This is a genomic window from Lysobacter sp. Soil_N_51, from assembly GCF_057655755.1.
Window position 1 is genome coordinate 419,013 of the sequence record NZ_JBDGLR010000004.1, and the last position, 20,292, is coordinate 439,304.

The following is a 20,292-nucleotide window of genomic DNA, read 5'->3' on the forward strand; positions in this document are numbered from 1 at the left end:
GTACTAGGCTTGCGCTGCGACGCTGTGGCCGCGAAGACGCCTGTTGATCCAGAAATACGCCGACGGGTTGCGCCTGATCGCCTCCTCCAGGATGCGATTGACCCGGGTCGCGTCCGCGGCCGGGTCCTCGCCGAATCCCTCCAGCGGCGGCGAAAGCGAGATACGACAGCCGTCGCGTTCGCGGTGATGGGTGAACGCGACCACGACCGCGCCGCTGAGTTTCACCAGCCGCGTCGCCGACGACAAGGTGTTTAGCACCATGCCGAAGAACGGCGCCGGCACCTGGTTGCGGTCGCGGTATTCCTGATCCGGCGCGAACCACAGCACCGCGCCGTCGCGCAGCGCGGACAATACGCCGCGCACGTCGCTGCGTTCGATCATCGTGAGCTGGCGCCTGCCCCGCGATCTGCGCGACGCCGCGTCGACCAACGGATTCGGGCGGCGCATATACATCGCGCACAGCGGAATGCGCTCGTTGAGCAACTGCACCGCGGTTTCCATGTCGCTGAAATGAAAGCCCAGCAGCAGCACGCCGCGCCCTGCCGAGGTCAGTTGCTGAAGATGCTCGAGCCCGTCGACGACGCAAGGCTGGGTGGACGCATCGCCGAACCACCAGCGGCCCTTTTCCAGATAGCCCAGCACCGCCTGGGCGAGGCTGGCGCGGCCCATGTCGACGCGGGCGCGCTCGCTGAGCTCGGGGAAACACAGGCAGAGGTTGTCGAGGATGATTTGGCGCGACTCGGCTGAAACGGACCAGTAGACGGCGCCCGCGACTTTTGAAATCGGGGCCAGCATGCGTAGCGGCAGGATGCTCGCAAGCCGCAGTATCGACAGTTCGACGCCCGCTGCAATCCATTGCCGAACTGTCATTTCTGACATCTTGCCAACTCCCTTTTTTTCCGAAAGACGATCCCCGCGGCGTCCCCAACGCCCCGAAGCACCTCAATGAATGCGAGCGACACCGCCGCCGGCCCGCTCGTCCGGCGGACGTTCGGGCGCGGCCTGCTCTTCCAGTGGCCGCCGCAGTATATTGAAGCCTTCATCGCACACAACATGTCGCATGACGACTCCATATGCTTGATGATGATTCCACAGGATAGCAACAAGGCATGGACTCATCGTAAGGTTATGCGCCGCATTGCAGGCCGATGTTTTTTGCAATGCAGCAGGACCCCGTCGCTGCAAGGATTCGTGGCATGACCCTTCTTTCTTCCGCCTCCTCTCCCGGCCCACGGCCGCTGTCGTCGCCGCCATCGTTCGCCGATGCGTTCCGGGCGCAAGCGGCGAGCACGCCGGAGGCGGTGGCGCTGCGCAGCGGCGCGGCGCGGCTGAGTTATGCGCAATTGGACGCCGCGTCGAATCGCGTAGCGCATGCATTAATCGAACTGGGTGTGCTGCCCGAGACCCGCGTGGGCCTGTGCGCTGAACGCGGGATCGAACTGGTGGTCGGCCTGCTCGGCATCCTCAAGGCCGGCGGTGCCTACGTACCGCTGGACCCGGGTTATCCGCGCGAACGCGTGCTGCAGATGCTGGAAGATTCGTCGCCGGTCGCGGTGGTGAGCGCCGGCGGCGCGGCCGCGCGGTTGGGTCTGGACAGCGTTGCAGTGCTGGAAGTGGAAGCCACGCTCGACAGCGCGCAGTCGCACGCGCCGCAGGTGGCGTTGCGTCCCGACCACTTGGCCTATGTGATCTACACCTCCGGCTCCACCGGTCGCCCCAAGGGTGTGATGGTCGAACATCGCCAGTTGCTGCACCTGTGGCAAGGCATGCGCGAGCGCGTGTTCAGCGTGTTGCCGCAAGGATTGTGCGTAGCGCTTAACGCCAGCGTTTCCTTCGATGCCTCGCTGCAGGCGCTGGTGCAACTGGGCTCGGGCCACACCGTGTGCGTGGTGCCCGCGGACGTTCGCGCCGACGCCGGACGCATGCTGGACTTTCTCGACACCGAAGCGATATCGGTATTCGATTGCACGCCGTCGCAACTGGACCTGTTGATCCACGGCGGCCTGTTCGAGCGGGATCTGCCGCGACTGCGCGCGATCCTCGTGGGCGGTGAAGCGTTTCCGGCCGCGGCGTGGAAGCGCGCGGCGGCCGCGCCGGTGGCCTGCTACAACGCCTACGGCCCGACCGAATGCACGGTCAACAGCACCTTGGCGCGAGTCAGCGCCGAGTGCAGCCCGCATCTGGGCGAACCGCTGCCGGGCGTGCAGGCCTATGTGGTGGAAGCCGATGGAACATTGGCCGCGCCCGGCGTGGTCGGCGAGCTGTGGCTGGGCGGCGATGGCGTGGCGCGCGGTTATCTGCATCGTCCCGAATTGACCGCTGAACGCTTCATCGACAATCCGTTCGGCGAAGGCCGGCTGTATCGCAGCGGCGATCTGGTGCGGCGCCGTGCCGACGGCAGGCTCGATTACCTCGGCCGCAACGACGATCAGGTCAAGATCCGCGGCCACCGCATCGAACTCGGCGAGATTGCCGCCGCGCTTTGCGAGCATGCCGACGTGCGCGACGCGGCGGTCGTGCCGCTGCGCTCGGAGGACGGCGACGTAAGGCTTGCGGCCTATGTCATACCGGCCCAGGCCGCGCCGACGCCGACCGACCTGCGCGCCTTCCTCGCGCAACGGCTGCCGGATTACATGCTGCCTTACGCCTACGTCTGCGTGCCGACGTTCCCGACCGGCGCCAACGGCAAGATCGACCGCGGCGCGCTGCGCCCGCCGGCCTCGGCCGACATCGCCGGCCGGCCGTTCCTGCCGGCGCAGGGCGAGATCGAAACGGCGATCGCGCAGTTGTGGACGCAACTGTTGCGGGTGGACCGGGTCGGCCGCGACGACAATTTCTTCGAACTCGGCGGTCACTCCCTGCACGCGATGCAGCTGATCGAGCGCATGCATCGCATCGGCCTGGAGGCGGACATGCACGGTTTGTTCGTGCAATCGACCCTGGCCGGATTCGCCGCGACCGCGCGCTGGTCGGCGCGCGCGCAACCTCAGCGCGGCGAGGCCGACGCGTCCGGCCCCGCATGGATCGACTCGCCGGCCTCGCAGAAACAATGCTGCGACTGGGCCTTCAATCAGGTCACCCTCGCCCAGGCACGCCCGTCGCTGTGCGTGCAGCAGCGGGTCAACGTCGAGCAAGCGGATCCGGAACTGTTGCGCCAGGTGTTCGATGCGGCCGTCGCCCGCCATGAAGCCCTGCGCACCACCCTGCATGTGACCGACGACCGGCTGATCCAGCGCACCCACGCCAGCCATGCGCTGGCGCCGATCGAACCGGTGGATCTGCGCGCCGAAACCGACCCGGCGGCCGCGCTCGACGCCCTCGCCGACCGCGTCCGCGCATGCACCTTCGATTTCGCGCGCCTGCCGCTGTTCACCGTCGATCTGGCGCGGCTGCCCACGCACGACACGGTGATCTTCACCTTCGACCATGTCTGCATGGACCAGGCCTTTCTCGGCCGTTTCGTCGCCGAAGTCGCCGAAGACTACGCCGCGCGTTCGCAGGGCCGCGCCAGCGATATCGAGATGCCGGGCGGAACCTACCGGCAATACGCGCAGTGGGAACGCACCGAAATGTCCGGCGACAGTGGCCGCCGCCATATCGACTACTGGACCGGCCTGATCGGCCGCGTCGGCGCGCAGCGCTATACCGACCGCTTCGCCGACTATCCGACGCCGTGGTTCGCGTCGCATCGTCAGTACATCGCCAACGCGCTGTCGAAGCTGCCGACCGACATGCACCCGCATCTTGCCGCGCACGCGCATCGCTACGTCGGCAACCTGTTCCACGAACCGGTGCCGATGGCCCGCTTCAGCACTTATGTCGGACCCGAAATCTTCCATGCGCTGGCGGCCAGGGCGATGCGCGCGAAGTTGCCGCTCAGCGCGCTCGCCATCGCCGCCGCCAACGTGCTGATCCAGCGCCTGACCGGATCGGATGCCAGCCTGATCTCGGTACTCACCGAAACCCGGCCGTTCGGCGCCTGGCAGGATTCCGGCGGCAGCTTCGTCAACGACGCGCTGTACGCGGTCGAATACGCCGGCGACACCGGCGTCGACGACGCCATAGCCCAGATCGCGGCGCAGATGCCCGCGGTCAGCGAACACAAGGTCTGCCTGCTGCCGGCGGTGCTCAGCGCCGCCGACGTTTCGCTGGAAGCGCTCGGCACCTTGTGCCTGAACTACATCAGCGCCGAGAGCGACAAGCCGCTGGCGCCGTTCGCATCGCGCCATCAGGACGGCGGGTTCGCCTCGATGGAGTTCAACCTGACCGTGGTCCAGTACCAGGACGGTCTTTACATCGATTGCGAGTACCGCAAAGCGCGGTTCGCGCCGCGCACGATCGAGCAGACAGTGGTGGGCGGATTCGTCGACGTGCTGCGCGCCTTCGCCGACAACGGCAATGCGCGCGTGGTCGATATCGCGTTGAGGTTTCCGCCCGCGACGCCGACACCCGCACGCCGGGCCGAGTCGTCGCTCAGCCCGGTCGACGCATGACCGCGATGGATGCCTGGGCGCATGCGGATCGAGCGCCGCTGAAGGTGCTGATGCTGGGCTGGGAACTGCCGCCCGCCATCACCGGCGGACTGGGCGTCGCCTGCGAGGGATTGCTGCGCGGCATCGGCGCGCTAGGCGGAATCGGCGTCGATTTCCTGCTGCCCGCGGCGGCGGGAATCCGCGGCGATTATCCCGCCGCGGTGCGGATCGTCGAACTGGACGGATGCGACGATCCGCGCGCCGGCGTGCGCGCGCAGGGCGCTTACATCGCGTACCGCGAAAAGGCGGCCCGTTACGCGGCCGCGACCTTGCGCGCGTTGCCAGACCTCGGCGAGTTCGACCTCATCCACGCGCACGATTGGCTTACCTTCGAGGCGGCGCTGGCGATCAAGCGCGCCACCGGCCGGCCGCTGGTGGTGCATGTCCATTCGACCGAGCACGATCGCGCCGGCGAGCACCGCACCAATCCGGTGATCGCGGAACTCGAACGCGCCGGCCTGCAGGCGGCCGATCGCATCGTGGCGGTCAGCCGCTATACCGGGCAAGGCTTGGTCCGCAATTACGGCCAGTCCGCCGACCGCATCGACGTGGTCTACAACGCCGGTCGATCGCGCCAGGCCGATCCGTCACCCGCCGCGCCGCCCGCGGACGGATGCGTGTGCTTCATCGGCCGCATCACCGAACAAAAGGGCCCGGAAGCCTTCGTCGAAGCCGCCTTGCGGATCCGCGAGCGGGTGCCGGACGCGCGTTTCGAAATGGCCGGCGACGGCAATCTGCTGCCGCTGATGCGTTCGCTGGTGCGCGCGCTGGGACTGTCCGAGGCGTTCTCGTTTCCGGGCTTCATCGATCGCGAGCAAGTGACGAATCTGCTCGCGCGCAGCCGCGTGCTGGTGATGCCTTCGCTGTCGGAGCCGTTTGGGCTGGTCGCGCTGGAAGCGATCGAGGCCGGCGTGCCTGTCGTGCTGTCGCGCAACTGCGGCCTGGCCGAACAGGTGCCGAGCGCGCTCTGCGTCGATCCGGACGATATCGACGCGATCGCCGATGCGGCCATCGCCCTGCTGACCGATCCGGCGCGTGCGCGCGCATGCGCGTCCGCCGCCGCGCGCGAAGCGGCGGAGCTGGACTGGACCCGATCGGCCGCCGCGCTCAAGCAGGTTTACGATCGCGCGCTGGACACGGCGATGCCGTCGCCAATACCGGTGCCGATACCTGCACCGGCCTGCTGAAAGCGCTGCGCGTCGCTAGCCGACGAACAGCGCCACCGACGGGCCTTCGCCCGAGGCGAACACCAGTTGTTCGCCGTCCCCGCCCGCGCTCGCCGCACTGTCGTCGCGGGCCACGCAGAAACAAGCTGTGCGCCGCTGCGATCCGTCGAGCAGCGTACGCACGATGCGCAGACGCTGCGCGTCGCCTTCGAAGGTCAGCGCAGCGCCGTCCCAGTCGGCCAGCACACCATGGCGCTTCACCGCCGCCAGCAATCGCGCGAAGACCGCGCCGGGTCCGCCCGGATCGCGCGTCAGCGGCCCGGGCATTGCCTTGCGCGCATGCTGCTCGGAGTAATCGAAATAGCGATCCAGTTCGGCCGGCGCCGCGCGGCGATCGTCGTAGCCGCAGTACACGCTGGGGCCGTTGGCGCTCATCGCCAGGGCCAGCGCCAGCCCGGTCACCACGAGGTCGCGCGTATGCGCCGTGCCGTTGAAGATCGGCCGGAAACTCGGATCGTGATCGATCACGATGGGAACCAGGCAGCACGGCGGCACCTGCCAGTGCAGCCGCTGTTTGGCGATCGCCGGCAGCAGGCGCGACCAATCGCCGCCCGCGAGCAACGCCTGCTGAAGCGCGTGCGCCAGCGGGAAGTCGTAGAGATAAAGCCCTTCGACCGATGGCCCGACCGCGGACAGCGCGAAGCGCAGCTCGCGGTAATGCAGGCTCCAGTATTCCAGCACCGCGACGAACGGCGCCGCGTCGGCATCGCGCACCGCCTCGCGCAGCGCATCCAGGGCCGCGCGCAGCGGCGCCAGACCGAGGTGCTTGGCCATGTCGACCCGCAACGCGGACACCCGCGCCTCGCGGATCTGCCATTGCGCGCGCGCCAGGACCCGCTCGCGCACCCGCGGATCGAACAGATTGGGCCGGGGCAACTGGTAGTACTCGCCCAGATGCGTGCGCGTCACCACCTCGATGTAATCGGCCAACGCCAGACCGTCGGGCGAGGGAATCGCATCGCAGCTTTCCAGCCCGCTCAGGAAGCAGCCCGGCTCGTCCAGTGGCGACATCTGGTCGGCCAGGGCCAGTGCCAGCGGCGTGCATCGCGAGTCTGGCGGCGCAAGGCGCGGCAACTGCGGCGGATACCCCATCGTGCCGAGCACCGAATCCTGGATCAGGCGCAGGCCGCATGCGGCGGCGGCATGGCGCAGCGCGATGTAGTCGCTGGCTTCGCCCAAGGCCGGGTCGACCCCGCACTCGCCGCTGCTCCAGTAACCGTGATTGTTGAGATACGGATGCAGCGCACCGTCATCGCCTTCGACGTAGTACAGGTCGGTGCTTTGCCGATCGACCACGCCAAGCAGCACCGCATCGAAGCCCGCGGCCGCGATCTGCGGCAGGTCCATCGCCAGCGCTTGCAGCACCGATCCGTGGCCGGCCGGACTCAGCAGGCGCGGCAGCACATGCAACGCCGCGCCGAGCGGCGGATGGCTGGCGCGGCCGATTGCCGGCAGCGGCCGGCCACGATCGATCCGTTGGCCGTCGTTCGCGTCGAATTCGAAGGCCTGCGCGCAAGCCTGCGCGACGCGATCTTGGTCGTCGCGTGCATCGGCGTACCACGAGGCCTCGACACCGCGACCCGACGGCCGCACCGCGCGCCGCAGCGCTTCGCGATGGGCGTAGAACGCGTCGATCTCGTCGTCGCGCAGCGCGGCCGCGTCGACCGGCACGCCCATGTCCTGCAGCGCGGGTTCGATCCTGACCGGACCGCGGTGAACGACGATGTCGGCGTCGTGTGAGTGCACCGCGAACGCGCCCTGCGCCAGCGCCGGCGATTCCCGCGCCAGCGGCCACGGCGCCAGCCGCACCTGGGTCTTCATCACGCCCTCGCCCGCTTCGCGCGCGATGCGATGGGCGATCAGCACCGGGCGGGCACGATCGTCCGAACGCAGCACGCAGTCGGCGTACAGCTCGTCGCCGCTCTCCAGCAGAAACAGCAGGTGCCGCAGGAACAGGCGCAACCGCCGCTCGGCCGGCGCAGCCGGCGCGTCGACGAGTTGCCGCAACACATTCAGCACGTCGGCTAACCCGCAATCGCCGGCCGCGATCAGCGAGGCGATGCACGAATGCAGAGAACCCGGCGCTACTTCGGCCGATTCGGAAGCGGGCTCGCGCACTAGGACGCGGTCCCGGCGCGTTTCGGGTCGAACCGCATCCAGCCCATCTGGCGTCCACGGCCTTCGGAACACAGCAGCCAGCGGTCGCTGTCGCTGTATTCGCGCAATTCCGCAAACGGCGACAGATCGCGCGCGGCCATGGTCATCTCGGTGATCGCATGGGTCGCGGCGGCGTTGCGCCTGAGCGTCTGCATGCGCTGCGCGCCGTCCTCGAAGAACCAGTCATGTAGTTCGAGGAAGATCACCGCGTTGCCGAACGCGTCGAACGCGGCCTCATCGAGCAGTTCGAATTCCGCGCCCTCGATATCGATGAACAGCACGCAGTCGTCGATCACGTCGGCGGGCAGGTCGCGGTAGAAGCCGGGGTCGGCCTTGCCGCGGATCTCGACCCGGTCCTGCACGCCGTTCAAACGCGCGGTGTCGCCGATGATGCGCCGGCCCTTCTCGCCCATTTCGTAGCAATACGAGCGCTGGCACAGTCCCGACACCAGCGCGCCGACGCCGTAGTAGCCGTCGCCCGCGCCGAGATTGACGAAGGCCTTGCGCCCGCCGGTTTCGGCCAGCGATTCCAGCACTTCCTGCTCGTACAGGCCCAGCAGCATCGGCGCGCGGTCGGCGACGCTCCAGGCGGTGTCCGGACCGAGCCGCATGCCGCGGAACGGCCCGTAGCGGACGGTCGAGGCGAGCGCGAGATCGAGTTGCCGCGCCAGTTCGATCCGTCGCCGTTCGACATAAGCCGCGGTGTCCATCCGCCATCCCGGCACCAACGCATACAGCATTCTGTTGAGCATTCCCTCTCCTCTGGCTAAACGCCTGGCTTCGACCCATGCTCGCCCGATAACGGCGAACGCGGGCGCGTCATTCCACGATGGCGGCGCCGGGCCTCAGATTGGCGAGAAAGGCCCGCAACGGCGAGTGCGCATCCGCCGGCACCAGCGCGGCGAAGTCGGCCACGCGCGTCGGCGTGCCCTGCTTCACCTCCGCCAACAAGGCCGCCACCGCTTGCGCGTTCTGATCGAACACCAGCACCTGGCCATGCGCGCAAGCCAGCAGTTTGTCGCCGACCGTGGCCCAGTCCAGGCCGTGCCGATCTTCATTGACCACGGCCTGCGCGTCGCAATCCTGCCCATCGACTTGCTCGCCGATACCGTCGCGCGGCAACGGACCGAAGCCGGCCGAGGTCCGGATGCCGAGCGTATGCGCGGCGAACGCGAGCTCGGCCGCATGCGGCGCATTGATCTCCGCGCTCAGCGCATCCCACATGCGGCGCAGTCGTTCGGGCGATGGCATGTCGCCGCCCGCGGCGGACGCGGCGGACAATCCGTCGAGATCGAGCGCATCCAGCGCTTTGTGATCGGAATTGGCGACCGGCCCCGACGGCAATACCACCGCCTTCTTGAGGATCTCGCTGGTATCGCCCTTATGATAGATGCCAATGCTGAGCGAAGCGCAGAAGTCGCCGCTGTCGTTGACCGCCACATGCCATTCGCCGGCGGGCCAATACAGCAGATCGTCCGGGCCGACTTCCAGGATCGTCGCGTCGGCCAGCAGCGCCGCCAGCGCCTCGCCCGCGTGCGCCGGCGAGCCCGCCTGGACCAGCTCGGCGCGATGTTCGAAATATTCGCGCGGCCAGAACGCCATTTTCTTCGTCCCGATGCCGGTGGCCATCAGCACATGGCAATCGTCCATATGGATGCCGAACGGCGTGCTGCTGTAGGTGCCCGCGTAGATGCACGAATGGATGCCGCGGGCCGGATAACCCACGCGACCGAACAGCGCATGCAGGGTCGGGGTGAGCTTGCGGCGGATCGAAGGCAGGGCGACGTCGACCTTGTCCAGGATCACCGAGAACTCCGATCCGGGAAAAGCCTGATCGACCTGCGCCTGGTACTGCTCGAAGCCGCGCACGTCCGGCCCGGGGAAGAACGCGAGCAGTTCGTGGATCGCCGGCGCGCGGCCGGCGAGATTGGCGCGGCCGAACGGCTCCTTGCGTCCCGCGGCCATGGCCTGGGCGGTGGTCGACAAGGCCTGGATGAATTCGGCCGGAGTGAACAGGGGCGCGGACAGCGCATTCTTGAACAAGCGCGGCGGCCCGCCCCACGCGTTCGCGATCTGCGTGGCCAGCCCGTGTTCGTCGTCGAGAAGCATCGCATCAACATCCGTTTGATCGAGAGCGCCTAATCTAGCGGCATCCATGCAAAGTCACCACCGTCTGCCGGCTCGCGCGATCACTGTCGCGCCGGCAGTGGTCGATGCCGAGACTTGCCGGCCTTGCGAGGCAGCGCCCCCACGAAGCCGCATGCCCGCGCCGACCGGACATTCGCTGCGGAGCAGCGCGCCAATCGGATGCGAATCGATACCCGCCCCACCCGCGCCGTCACGCCGCGTCCTTTAATCAACTCTTAAAGTCGCCCTCCTAGGCTGCGACCGATCCGCCTGGTCAGGACAGGCGATAATCGCCGGTCCCGCGGCCACCGATCGGTGCGGCGGTTGCGTCAATCTCTTCCTATCTCTTATGGAATCTTCCATGCGCGCAGTTGTTCCGCGTTGGTTAGCGGTGATCGTTGTCTGTTCCTGGCTGGCGGCGTGCGGAGGGGCCAAGGAAGAACCCGCCGCGGCCGGCGGCGCATCGGGCCTGGCGGTGTCGCTGGCGCCTGCGCAATCGCAACCGTTGGCGCGCAACGTGCTGGTGTCCGGCCCGGTGTCGGCGTTCGAAGAGATGCAGTTGGGCGTGGAACTCAGCGGCCAGCGGGTGACCGCGCTGCGGGTCGACGTGGGCCAGGCGGTCAGCCGCGGCCAGGTGCTGCTGGAACTGGACCATCGCACCCTCGACAGCGAGCTGGCCCAGGCCGATGCCTCGTTGAAGCAGGCGCAGGCGTCGTTGACGCTGGCGCAGGTCAATTACGAGCGCGGCGCGAAACTGGCCGCCACGCAGTTGGTCAGCGCGAGCAGTCTGGATGAATTGCGCGCGACCCGGGTGCAGGCCGAGGCGCAGGTCGCCACCGCCCGCGCCGCCCGCGACGCGGCGCAACTGCGTCGCGATTTCGCCGAACTGCGCGCGCCCGCCGACGGCATCATCTCCAAGCGCCTGGTGCAACCCGGGCAAGTGGTCGCGGCGGGCAGCGAACTGCTGCGCCTGATCCGCGACGGCCGCCTGGAATGGCGCGCCGAATTGCCTGAAGAGCAATTGTCCGGCGTGACCGTCGGCAACACCGTCGAGCTGCCGTATGCCGGCAGCACCATTACCGGTCGCATTCGCGCGGTCAGCCCGGGCGTCGATGCGCAGACCCGCACCGGCACGGTCTACGCCGACCTGCCCGAACCGGGCGCGCTCAAGCCCGGCGTGTACGTCGAAGGCCGCATCGTCACCGGCGCCGGTCGCGCGTTGATGGTGCCCAGCGCGGCGATCGTGCAGCGCGACGGCCACAGCTACGTGTTCACGATGAAGGACAAGCAGACCGTGCAGCGCCTGCGCGTGCGCACCGGCCAGACCGCGCAAGGCAGGATCGAAATCATCGAGGGGCTGAAGGAAGGCCAGCAAGTCGTCGCCGAAGGCGCCGGCTTCCTCGGCGACGGCGACCGCGTGCGGGTGGTGCCGGCGGGTCAGCAGGCAAGCAAGGCGACCGGCAACGGGACGAAGCAGCCATGAATTTTTCCGCCTGGGCGATCCGCCGCCCGCTGCCGGCGATCATGCTGTTCTTCGTGCTGTGCGTGGCCGGCCTGTGGGGGTTCTTCAAACTCCCGGTAGCGCGTTTCCCCGATATCGCCTTCCCGATGACCACGGTCACGGTGACCCAACCGGGCGCGTCGCCGAGCCAGCTCGAAGCCGAGGTCACGCGCAAGGTCGAAGACTCGGTAGCGACCGTCACCAACGTCAAGCGCGTGATTTCCACGGTCAGCGAAGGCGTCAGCACCACCACGATCGAGTTCAATCTGGAAGCCGATCTGGCCACCGCGCTGGACGACACCCGCGACGCGGTCACGCGCATCCGCACCGATCTGCCGCAGGACATCCAGGAACCGGTGATATCGAAGGTCGATATCGGCGGCTCGTTGATGACCTATGCGCTGGTCGCGCCGCAGATGACCGCCGATGAAGCCAGCTGGTTCGTCGATCGGCAAGTCTCGCGCGCCATGTACGGCGTGCCGGGCGTGGCCCGCGTTACCCGCGTCGGCGGCGTCGAGCGTCAGGTGCGGGTCGATCTGGACCCGAACGCCCTGCTCGCCTTCGGCGTCACCGCTGGCGACGTGTCGCGGCAACTGGCGCAGATCCAGGTCGAACGCGCCGGCGGCAAGGCCGAACTCGACCGCAGCCAGCAGACCATCCGCACCCTCGGCACGGTCGGCAACGCGCAGTCGTTGCGCGACTATTCGATCAGTTTGCCGGACGGCCGTTCGGTGCGGCTGTCGACGCTGGCCAAGGTCAGCGATGCCGCCGCCGATCCGACCCAGGTCGCCTTGCTCGACGGCGGCGACGTGGTTGCGTTCTCGATGTCGCGTACGCGCGGCTCCAGCGAAGTCAAGGTCGAAGCCGGCGTGCATGCGGCGCTTGACCAGCTCAAGGCGCAGCACCCGGGCATCGACTTCCGCCTGGTCACCACCGCCATCGACGAAACCCATCGCTCCTACGATTCGTCGATGACGATGCTGTGGGAAGGCGCGCTGCTGGCCTTGCTGGTGGTGTGGGCGTTTCTGCGCGACTGGCGCGCGACCTGGGTGTCGGCGCTGGCGCTGCCGTTGTCGATCATCCCGACCTTCGCGGTGATGTACTGGTTCGGCTTCACCTTGAACCTGATCACCTTGCTCGCGCTGTCGGTGGTGGTCGGCATCCTGGTCGACGATGCGATCGTCGAGATCGAGAACATCGTGCGCCATCTGCGCATGGGCAAGCCGCCGCTGGAAGCCGCGCGCGACGCCGCCGGCGAAATCGGCAACGCGGTCATCGCCACCTCGCTGACCCTGGCCGCGGTGTTCGTGCCGGTCGCGTTCATGCCCGGCATCGCCGGCAAGTTCTTCCGCGAGTTCGGCTGGACCGCGGCGACCGCGGTGCTGTTCTCGTTGCTGGTCGCGCGTCTGTTGACGCCGATGATGGCCGCGTATCTGCTCAAGCCACACGGCGAGGAACCGCCCGAGTCGCGGCTGATGCGTTGGTATCTGGGCTGGGTCGACGCCGCGCTGCGCCATCGCGCGCGCACCTTGTGGATCGCCACGGGTCTGTTCGTCGCCTCGCTGGCGCTGGTGCCGTTCATCCCGGCGACCTTCATTCCGCAATCCGACCTGGGCCGCAGCAACCTCAGCCTGGAATTGCCGCCAGGCACGCGCCTGCAGGAAACCGCGGCCATCGCCGAACGCGCGCGCGCGTTGCTCAAGGACATTCCGGAGCTCAAGCAGGTGTACACCGCGGTCGGCAGCGTGCTCGATCTCGGCGACCCGAGCGCCACCGGCATAGGCGAAGCGCGCAAGGCGACCCTGGTGCTGGATTGGGGCGTGGCCGACGATCGCGAACGCGATCAGCGCGCGCTCGAACGCGACGCGCGCGCGCGCCTGGCCAATCTGGCCGGCGTGCGCGTGAGCTATGTCAGCTCCGAACCCGGCAATCAGCTGCAACTGGTGCTGTCCGGCGACGATCCGCAGCATCTGCAGGAAGCGTCGATCGCGCTCGAACGCGATCTGCGCGGCATTTCCGGCCTCGGCAGCGTCAGTTCGTCGGCGTCGTTGTTGCGTCCGGAAATCCAGATCGTGCCCAATCCGGCGCGGGCCGCGGACCTGGGCGTGGCGACCGCCGATATCGCCGAAGCCGCGCGCATCGCGACCTCGGGCGACTACGAGCAACGCCTGGCCAAGCTCAACCTGCCCGACCGGCAGATTCCGATCCGGGTCGGTTTCGCCGAAGCGACCCTGTCGAATCCGGCCTTGATCGGCCAGTTGCGCGTGCACGGCCGTTACGGCCCGGTGCCGCTGGCCGCGGTCGCGGATATCCAGATGGGCAGCGGCCCGTCGCAGATCTCGCGCTATCAGCGCCAGCGCAACGTCACCCTGACCGCCGAACTCAATGGTCGTCCGCTCGGCGAGGTCATGGAGACCGTGCAGAAACTGCCGAGCGTGCAGCACCTGCCGCCCGGCGTGAGTTTCCTCAACACCGGCGACGCGGAAGTCTTCGTCGAATTGTTCATCGGCTTCATGCTGGCGATGGCGGCCGGACTGATCTGCATCTACATGGTGCTGCTGTTGCTGTTCAACCATGCGCTGATGCCGCTGACCATCCTGACCGCGGTGCCGCTGTGCGCCGGCGGCGCATTCGGCGCGTTGCTGCTGACCCAGAACATGCTGTCGTTGCCGGCCCTGATCGGTTTGTTGATGCTGATCGGCATCGCCACCAAGAACTCGATCCTGCTGGTCGACTACGCGGTGATGGCCGAGGACGAACACGGAATGAGCCAGCACGACGCGTTGATCGATGCCTGCCGCAAGCGCGCCCAGCCGATCATCATGACCACCTTGGCGATGGGCGCCGGCATGATGCCGATCGCCCTGGGTTTCGCCGGCGATTCCAGCTTCCGCGCGCCGATGGCGATCGCGGTGATCGGCGGGCTGATCACGTCGACCTTGCTAAGCCTGATCGTGATCCCGGCCGCGTTCACGGTGGTCGACGACCTCGGCGAATGGCTGACGCGACGGTTCCGCCATCGTTCCTCGCATCCGGTGCAACACCCGGCGTCGAGCTGACGGCGGATGCTTCCGTCCCGCCCCTTTCGCGGTCACTGCCGAAGGGGCGAGCGTCGGGCGTGCGATGAACGGCGCTGCGTATTGAGCGCATAGGCGATTGCAATGGCGATGCCTTCGTTGTAACCATTCCAGCTGCGTTTCGATGGAGATGCAGCATGCAACGACTGACTGGCGGCTGCCTGTGCGGCGACGTCCGCATCGAAGCCTCGGGCCACCCGTACCGCGTAGGTCTTTGCCACTGTCTCGACTGCCGCAAACACGGCGGCAGCGTGTTCAACGCTTTCGCGATATTCCCGCAGGATGCGGTGACGATCGAAGGCGAAACCCGCGATTACCAGGGACGGCATTTCTGTCCGCGCTGCGGCGCGTCGGTGTTCGCGCGCAGCGCGGACGAAATCGAAGTGAGCCTGGGATCGCTGGACACGCCCAATCAACTGACGCCGACCTACGAAACCTGGATCGGCCGTCGCGAGTCCTGGCTGCCGGCTTTTCCGCTGGCGAAACACTACGGACACGATCGCGAAGGCACGGGACGCTCCGAGCCTTAGTTGGCGCAAGCGGCGATGACATCGCGTTGTCGATGCCACGATGTCGACGTCATTGTGCTGGCGCGCGTGTTCGCGAACGCAATGGTCGACTGCTGCTGAATCTTCGCGACCGACGGAGTCGCCCAGACGACTGGGCGACTCCCGCTCTCGCGAGCGTGGCCGCTTACATCACGCAGCCGGCATATACCTTGGACTTGTTGGTCGTCACGCCCCAGCCCGGATCGCCGCAACCGGCGGGTTGGCGTATGCCGACGACGGTGCCGGCATTGTCGTAGTACACGACGGAACAGAAACAACCCGCGGAACTGGTCGCCGCGCCGGTGCTCGCGGACATGGCCAACAGGGTTCCCAATACGATCAACTTGAAGCGATGCATCGCACTCCTCCCTTGGCTTGCTTGCGGCAGGTCGCCGCGCATGGAAGATACAACGCCGGATGCGCGCGACGATCGTGGACGAGGCGAAGTTTCAATTGCGCCAACCGCTATGAAAATGAACTGTGAGCGCCATCGTGAAGTCGCTTGCCAGATGAAGCAGAGGATCAATCTGCCGAGCGGGCTGGCGCGACACGACATGCCCCGGCGTAAGCGACCGACCCGCGCACTACAGCGCGATATTTTTCTTTTCTCGCTTGCCATCGATCATGGCGCGACGTCCTTGCGTCACAAGATCGATCAGCCCTGAATGCGACCGAAGCGATGCTTTGATAGCCACGCCTCTTCGTGATTGAGCATTTGTGAGATGCATCACGACGACAGCAAATTTCGTGGCGTAATACGACTTGCATCGAAAATATTTCGCCCGATTTTTTCGGCGCGACAAATAGTTTCCGCTAAAACTACTTATTCGACCGGAAAGATCGCTACGCGCATCAACCCGAGCGCGCATGTTTCTTGGTGTCGCGCTCATAACCGCAGTCTCGCGATAGCGCGAGGCATGCATGCCTCACGACACAAAGCGAAACTCGAGCAACGGTGGAGCGCCGGGAAACGCTCCGCCTTGCGCGGCCAGGGAAGACCGCATCGGCGGAACGCGCTCACGATGCTCCGCCTCGGGGATCAGTACGGATTGGACCAGCACGGATTCGATCCGAACTGACCAGGTCGGAAGCGCCGGATGCGCTTCGCGACCGCTTGCGAGAAGGACTATTCAACCAACAAGGAGCTGGTCATGAATCATCTAGTCGCGTTGAGTCTGGTGTTGCTGGTCTCGCTGCCGGCCATCGATACGGCAGCAGCCAAGGAACCTTCCTTCCAGAAATTGAACGTAAAAGCCAAGTTCATACACGGCGAAAACCTGGTGAAAGGCTTGTTGCCGGAAACCGGCGCCGCCACCGATGCCCGCCTGCAGACGCCGCAGCAGAAAGCGGCCGGGTTGAGCGCGGTGATGGTGACGCGCAACGGCGATCTGTACGAGTCGAAGATGAATCCCGAAGACGTCGCCATCTTCGAAAAGGCCATCAAGGACCTGGAGTCGGTGGGCCGCACCGCCACCAGCTTCAGTACGCCGCCGACGTTTCCGACGCTTTATGCGGATGGACGCGTCACCCCCAAGGTCGTGATCGGCGCCGACAACCGAGTGCAGATCTCGAACACCGTGGCCGCGCCGTTCTGGCATATCGGCCGTATCGGCATCGGCTGCACCGGCACCTTGATCACCGCCAAGCATGTGCTGACCGCGGGCCACTGCGTTTCCAACGGCGCGGGCACGTTCTATTCCGCCCTCGACTTCACCACCGCGCAGAACGGCAGCTACCAGCCCTGGGGCACGACCACCTGGGCGCGCGCCGTGACCACCACGGCCTGGCATAACAGCGCCGACACCAACTATGACTATGCGTTGATCGTGCTCAGCTCGGCGCCACACGGCGGCAACTCCGGCTGGGGCGTTTATTCCGGCGGCACCCATACCATCACCGGTTATCCCGGCGACAAGCCGCTCGGCACGATGTGGACGCACTCGGGATCGGTCAACACCAGCGGCTCGTATCGCCTGTGCTACACCATCGACACCGCCGGCGGCAACAGCGGCAGCGGTATCTCCAGCGACGGCGGGGTCAACGTGCGTGGTATTCATACCACCGGCTCGTCCAGTCAGAACTGCGGCACACGGCTGACCAGCACCGTCTACAACACGCTTCAGAACTGGATCGCCACTTATCCTTGATCGACGAGCGTCGATACGGCGTAATGGCTGCGTGGTGCATCGGTTCAACGATGCACCACGTTCTGATCGGCATTGCGGTGATCGAATCGTCCAACGCACGAGGCGAGAATGATGAAACCGGTGTTTGTCGCGGTATTGCTGCTGGCGGGCTGCGGCCTCGACAGCAAACAGCCGACCATGAACCATGAGCCGCTGGAAAGCGCGCTGATCGTCGGCAGCGCCGAGTCTCCCGACCCGGTATTGGCCAAGGTCATGGCGCTGGAAAAGAGCGGCGTGGTCAAGGACGTGGTGGTGCAGGAGTCGTTCCCGGTGCAGATCCGCCTGCGCGCGCCGAAGAAAGTGATCGACGAACTCAATGCGATGCCGCGAACCGGCGGTTTGCGTTAGCGGGTTTCCTTAGCGGATATCAAGATCAACTGATCGCGTTGCGGCTGCCGTCCCGGGCACTTCCCTGCCCGATGCGATCCCGGCGGCAAGCGAACGCGGCGCCTAGGCTGCCCAATCACGACATTCTCCATGGCGAGCTAACCGCCGCGGCATCGCCGTGCGCAACGGCAGACCGGCGTGGGCGAACGCATGCGGGCTGCGGCGGCATAACGCCCCGCCGCCCGTGGCCCTCTTCCGACTCAGCGACTTGGGCCAGGCGTATTCCGTCGTGACGGCCAAAGGTGTATGTAGTGCCTGGACATGCCTGTTCATGCGCCTCCCCCACCCTCGGCATCCCATTCGGAGTGGATCCGATCATGAAGAAATTCCGCAAGTTCCTCCTCACCCTGATCGTGCTCGGACTTCTGGGATCGGTGCTGTTCCTGTATTGGCCGGTGTACCAGCGCTCGGTGCCCGCGGCCGGCAACGACAAACCGGTCGACGTGGTCCTGATCGGCGGCGGCATCATGAGCGTAACCTTGGCGACCTATTTGCAGGAGCTTGAGCCGAGCTGGACCATCCAGTTGTACGAACGCCGCGACGGCGTGGCCGAGGAAAGCTCCGACGGCTGGAACAACGCCGGCACCGGTCACTCCGGTTTCGCCGAATTGAACTACACCCCGCAATTGCCCGACGGCAGCATCGAGACCAAGCGCGCGGTCGATATCGCAGAGCAATTCGAGATCTCGCGCCAGTTCTGGTCGCACCAGGTCCGCGAAGGCCGCCTGCAGCAGCCGTCGGACTTCATCAATCCGACCCCGCACATGAGCTTCGTCTGGGGCGACGACAACATCGCCTACCTGCGCAAGCGCCGCGATGCGCTGGTCAAGAACCCGCTGTTCTACGGCATGGAGTATTCCGAGGACCCGGCCCAGATCGGCAAGTGGGCGCCGTTGCTGATGGAAGGTCGCGATCCCAAGCAGAAAGTCGCCGCGACCTATATGCCGATCGGCACCGACGTCAATTTCGGCGTCATCACCCGCCAGCTGACTCAGAGCCTGCAGCGCAGCGCGAACTTCCAGTTGCACCTGGGCAACGAAGTCACCGCGCTGCGCCAGAACGGCGACAAGACCTGGAATGTCACGGTCAAGAATCTCAAATCGGATACCGAGTCGACGGTCAAATCGCGCTTCGTCTTCATCGGCGCCGGCGGCGCGGCGCTGAAGCTGCTGCAACTGTCGGGCATTCCCGAAGCGCGCGACTATGCCGGTTTCCCGGTCGGCGGCCAGTTCCTGGCGTTCCAGGCGCCGGCGATCGCGAGCCGGCACGGGGTCAAGGCCTACGGCCAGGCCGAAACCGGATCGCCGCCGATGTCGGTGCCGCACCTCGATGCGCGCAAGCTCGACGGCAAGCCAGTGGTGCTGTTCGGGCCGTTCGCCTTGTTCAGCACCAAGTTTCTCAAGCACGGCTCGTGGTTCGATCTGTACTCCTCGGTCACCCACGACAACCTGGGCGAAATGGTCAGCGTCGGCGGCGAAAACCTCGACCTGGTCAAGTACCTGCTGAGCCAGGCCCAACTCAACGACGACGACCGCCACGCCGAACTGCGCAAGTATTACCCGAGCGCCAAACGCGAAGATTGGAAACTGGTCACCGCCGGCCAGCGCGTGCAGATCATCAAGCGCGATCCGGTCAAGGGCCCGGTGCTGCAGTTCGGCACCGAGATCGTCGCCGACAAGGACCACACCCTCGCCGCCCTGCTCGGCGCCTCGCCGGGCGCGTCGACCTCGCCGCCGATCATGCTCGACTTGCTAGGCAAGGCCTTCCCACAGCAAATGGCGGCCGGCTGGAAAGCGCGGCTGCAGACGATCATCCCGTCGTACGGGCGGCGTCTCAACGACAGCGCGCAGCTGACCAATGAGATTCGGGCGATGACCAGTCAGACCTTGCGTTTGCCGTATCTGGAGGTGCCGGTGGCTGCCGGGACTGTTCCACAGACGGCGGTGCCGCAACAGGCGTCGCCGCGCCCCAACTCCAAGGAAAATGCGGAGTTGCAGGCTCTGTGAACCCGATTAGATCGAGATCGCCGACGATTGCCCAACCTCGCTCAAACCGCAGACCAGGCGCGTTAGCCGCGCGGGCGCAACAAGCGCCAAGGGCCGCGCCTATTCCGAATGTCTATCGACTCGACCGTGCGTGCTCCACAAGCCGCGCGCGATACAGGATCTGGGTCCTGACGCTCGCTTGGCGGCCACGAGATATCGAACGAGCGCGCTCGCGCCAACGATCACACTCAGCAAGCGCTGTGCATGGACCGATCAAGGCGCAGGCCTGAGCGGTCGAATACGCGCGGATCGATGCCCGATCCGCGCAGAAACCCCGCTCAGGTTTCGGAAATCACATAGCCCAGACCGGTCACCTCCTGCTTGATTTCCTGGATCCGCGCGTGAGTCAGATGGCGGCCGTTCTTCGACCCATCGACAGGTTCGATCGAGAACGACGGCTTCAACTTGAGTATTTTCACCAGCAAGATCGCCGCCCAATCCGGGGTCTGGGCAAAACGGACGCTTTCGTCCTCGGCAAGGCGCCCAGTAGAGATTCGGCGGCCGCG

At 66.4% G+C, this 20,292-nt stretch carries 15 protein-coding genes; 9 read left to right on the forward strand and 6 right to left on the reverse strand.

Annotation, left to right across the window (positions count from 1 at the left end):
• Positions 1-3: 3 nt before the first annotated feature.
• Positions 4-879, reverse strand: coding sequence for a lysophospholipid acyltransferase family protein (locus tag AC3A4T_RS09085; RefSeq protein ID WP_487675084.1), 876 nt, complete (start codon positions 877-879; stop codon positions 4-6).
• A gap of 317 nt (positions 880-1,196) precedes the next feature.
• On the opposite strand from AC3A4T_RS09085, the gene AC3A4T_RS09090 reads away from it, so the two are divergent.
• The gene (locus AC3A4T_RS09090; protein WP_487675085.1) at positions 1,197-4,493 is read left to right on the forward strand and encodes a non-ribosomal peptide synthetase; all 3,297 of its coding nucleotides are present in this window, start codon (positions 1,197-1,199) and stop codon (positions 4,491-4,493) included.
• The gene (locus AC3A4T_RS09095) at positions 4,490-5,719 is read left to right on the forward strand and encodes a glycosyltransferase family 4 protein (RefSeq protein ID WP_487675086.1); all 1,230 of its coding nucleotides are present in this window, start codon (positions 4,490-4,492) and stop codon (positions 5,717-5,719) included. The genes AC3A4T_RS09090 and AC3A4T_RS09095 overlap by 4 nt, the downstream gene beginning before the upstream one ends.
• Before the next feature lie 15 nt (positions 5,720-5,734).
• On the opposite strand, the gene AC3A4T_RS09100 is transcribed toward AC3A4T_RS09095, so the two are convergent.
• The 3 genes from AC3A4T_RS09100 to AC3A4T_RS09110 form a co-directional block, all read right to left on the reverse strand.
• The gene (locus tag AC3A4T_RS09100) at positions 5,735-7,876 is read right to left on the reverse strand and encodes a hypothetical protein (protein ID WP_487675087.1); all 2,142 of its coding nucleotides are present in this window, start codon (positions 7,874-7,876) and stop codon (positions 5,735-5,737) included.
• Entirely contained in the window at positions 7,876-8,667 is a 792-nt protein-coding gene (locus AC3A4T_RS09105; RefSeq protein ID WP_487675088.1) for a class I SAM-dependent methyltransferase, read from the reverse strand. The genes AC3A4T_RS09100 and AC3A4T_RS09105 overlap by 1 nt, the downstream gene beginning before the upstream one ends.
• Before the next feature lie 67 nt (positions 8,668-8,734).
• Positions 8,735-10,024 carry a JmjC domain-containing protein gene (locus AC3A4T_RS09110; RefSeq protein ID WP_487675089.1) on the reverse strand — a complete coding sequence of 430 codons (1,290 nt, stop codon included), beginning with the start codon at positions 10,022-10,024 and terminating at the stop codon, positions 8,735-8,737.
• 379 nt (positions 10,025-10,403) lie between these two features.
• Between AC3A4T_RS09110 and AC3A4T_RS09115 the strand changes: the two genes are divergently transcribed.
• The 3 genes from AC3A4T_RS09115 to AC3A4T_RS09125 all read left to right on the forward strand — a co-directional run bounded on the left by AC3A4T_RS09115 (position 10,404) and on the right by AC3A4T_RS09125 (position 15,150).
• Positions 10,404-11,525 carry an efflux RND transporter periplasmic adaptor subunit gene (locus tag AC3A4T_RS09115; protein WP_487675090.1) on the forward strand — a complete coding sequence of 374 codons (1,122 nt, stop codon included), beginning with the start codon at positions 10,404-10,406 and terminating at the stop codon, positions 11,523-11,525.
• Positions 11,522-14,602: an efflux RND transporter permease subunit gene (locus AC3A4T_RS09120; protein WP_487675091.1), complete on the forward strand. Its 3,081-nt coding sequence runs from the start codon at positions 11,522-11,524 to the stop codon at positions 14,600-14,602. Before AC3A4T_RS09115 ends, AC3A4T_RS09120 begins: the two co-directional genes overlap by 4 nt.
• Before the next feature lie 155 nt (positions 14,603-14,757).
• On the forward strand, positions 14,758-15,150 hold the full coding sequence (locus AC3A4T_RS09125; RefSeq protein ID WP_487675092.1) for a GFA family protein: 393 nt from the start codon (positions 14,758-14,760) through the stop codon (positions 15,148-15,150).
• A gap of 163 nt (positions 15,151-15,313) precedes the next feature.
• On the opposite strand, the gene AC3A4T_RS09130 is transcribed toward AC3A4T_RS09125, so the two are convergent.
• Positions 15,314-15,526 carry a DUF6289 family protein gene (locus tag AC3A4T_RS09130; protein ID WP_487675093.1) on the reverse strand — a complete coding sequence of 71 codons (213 nt, stop codon included), beginning with the start codon at positions 15,524-15,526 and terminating at the stop codon, positions 15,314-15,316.
• A 40-nt stretch (positions 15,527-15,566) separates the two neighbouring features.
• Between AC3A4T_RS09130 and AC3A4T_RS09135 the strand changes: the two genes are divergently transcribed.
• From AC3A4T_RS09135 to mqo, 4 genes are all read left to right on the forward strand, one after another.
• A complete protein-coding gene (locus tag AC3A4T_RS09135) occupies positions 15,567-15,833 on the forward strand; it encodes a hypothetical protein (RefSeq protein ID WP_487675094.1) in 267 nt (88 codons plus the stop codon).
• Positions 15,834-16,319: 486 nt separating this feature from the next.
• Positions 16,320-17,315, forward strand: coding sequence for a trypsin-like serine peptidase (locus AC3A4T_RS09140; protein WP_487675095.1), 996 nt, complete (start codon positions 16,320-16,322; stop codon positions 17,313-17,315).
• Between the two features lie 111 nt (positions 17,316-17,426).
• Positions 17,427-17,702, forward strand: coding sequence for a hypothetical protein (locus AC3A4T_RS09145; protein ID WP_487675096.1), 276 nt, complete (start codon positions 17,427-17,429; stop codon positions 17,700-17,702).
• A 356-nt stretch (positions 17,703-18,058) separates the two neighbouring features.
• Positions 18,059-19,747 (forward strand): malate dehydrogenase (quinone), encoded by a 1,689-nt coding sequence (gene mqo / locus AC3A4T_RS09150; protein ID WP_487675097.1) that lies wholly within the window; start codon positions 18,059-18,061, stop codon positions 19,745-19,747.
• Positions 19,748-20,064: 317 nt separating this feature from the next.
• On the opposite strand, the gene AC3A4T_RS09155 is transcribed toward mqo, so the two are convergent.
• Positions 20,065-20,205: a hypothetical protein gene (locus tag AC3A4T_RS09155; protein ID WP_487675098.1), complete on the reverse strand. Its 141-nt coding sequence runs from the start codon at positions 20,203-20,205 to the stop codon at positions 20,065-20,067.
• Positions 20,206-20,292: the final 87 nt, after the last annotated feature.

Coding starts and splice junctions, on each gene's coding strand:
- AC3A4T_RS09085 (WP_487675084.1), bottom strand. CDS start 879: ATGTCAGAAATGACAGTTCGGCAATGGATTGCAGCGGGCGTCGAACTG.
- AC3A4T_RS09145 (WP_487675096.1), top strand. CDS start 17,427: ATGAAACCGGTGTTTGTCGCGGTATTGCTGCTGGCGGGCTGCGGCCTC.
- AC3A4T_RS09120 (WP_487675091.1), top strand. CDS start 11,522: ATGAATTTTTCCGCCTGGGCGATCCGCCGCCCGCTGCCGGCGATCATG.
- mqo (WP_487675097.1), top strand. CDS start 18,059: ATGAAGAAATTCCGCAAGTTCCTCCTCACCCTGATCGTGCTCGGACTT.
- AC3A4T_RS09095 (WP_487675086.1), top strand. CDS start 4,490: ATGACCGCGATGGATGCCTGGGCGCATGCGGATCGAGCGCCGCTGAAG.
- AC3A4T_RS09105 (WP_487675088.1), bottom strand. CDS start 8,667: ATGCTCAACAGAATGCTGTATGCGTTGGTGCCGGGATGGCGGATGGAC.
- AC3A4T_RS09090 (WP_487675085.1), top strand. CDS start 1,197: ATGACCCTTCTTTCTTCCGCCTCCTCTCCCGGCCCACGGCCGCTGTCG.
- AC3A4T_RS09125 (WP_487675092.1), top strand. CDS start 14,758: ATGCAACGACTGACTGGCGGCTGCCTGTGCGGCGACGTCCGCATCGAA.
- AC3A4T_RS09140 (WP_487675095.1), top strand. CDS start 16,320: ATGAATCATCTAGTCGCGTTGAGTCTGGTGTTGCTGGTCTCGCTGCCG.
- AC3A4T_RS09130 (WP_487675093.1), bottom strand. CDS start 15,526: ATGCATCGCTTCAAGTTGATCGTATTGGGAACCCTGTTGGCCATGTCC.
- AC3A4T_RS09115 (WP_487675090.1), top strand. CDS start 10,404: ATGCGCGCAGTTGTTCCGCGTTGGTTAGCGGTGATCGTTGTCTGTTCC.
- AC3A4T_RS09135 (WP_487675094.1), top strand. CDS start 15,567: ATGGAAGATACAACGCCGGATGCGCGCGACGATCGTGGACGAGGCGAA.
- AC3A4T_RS09110 (WP_487675089.1), bottom strand. CDS start 10,024: ATGCTTCTCGACGACGAACACGGGCTGGCCACGCAGATCGCGAACGCG.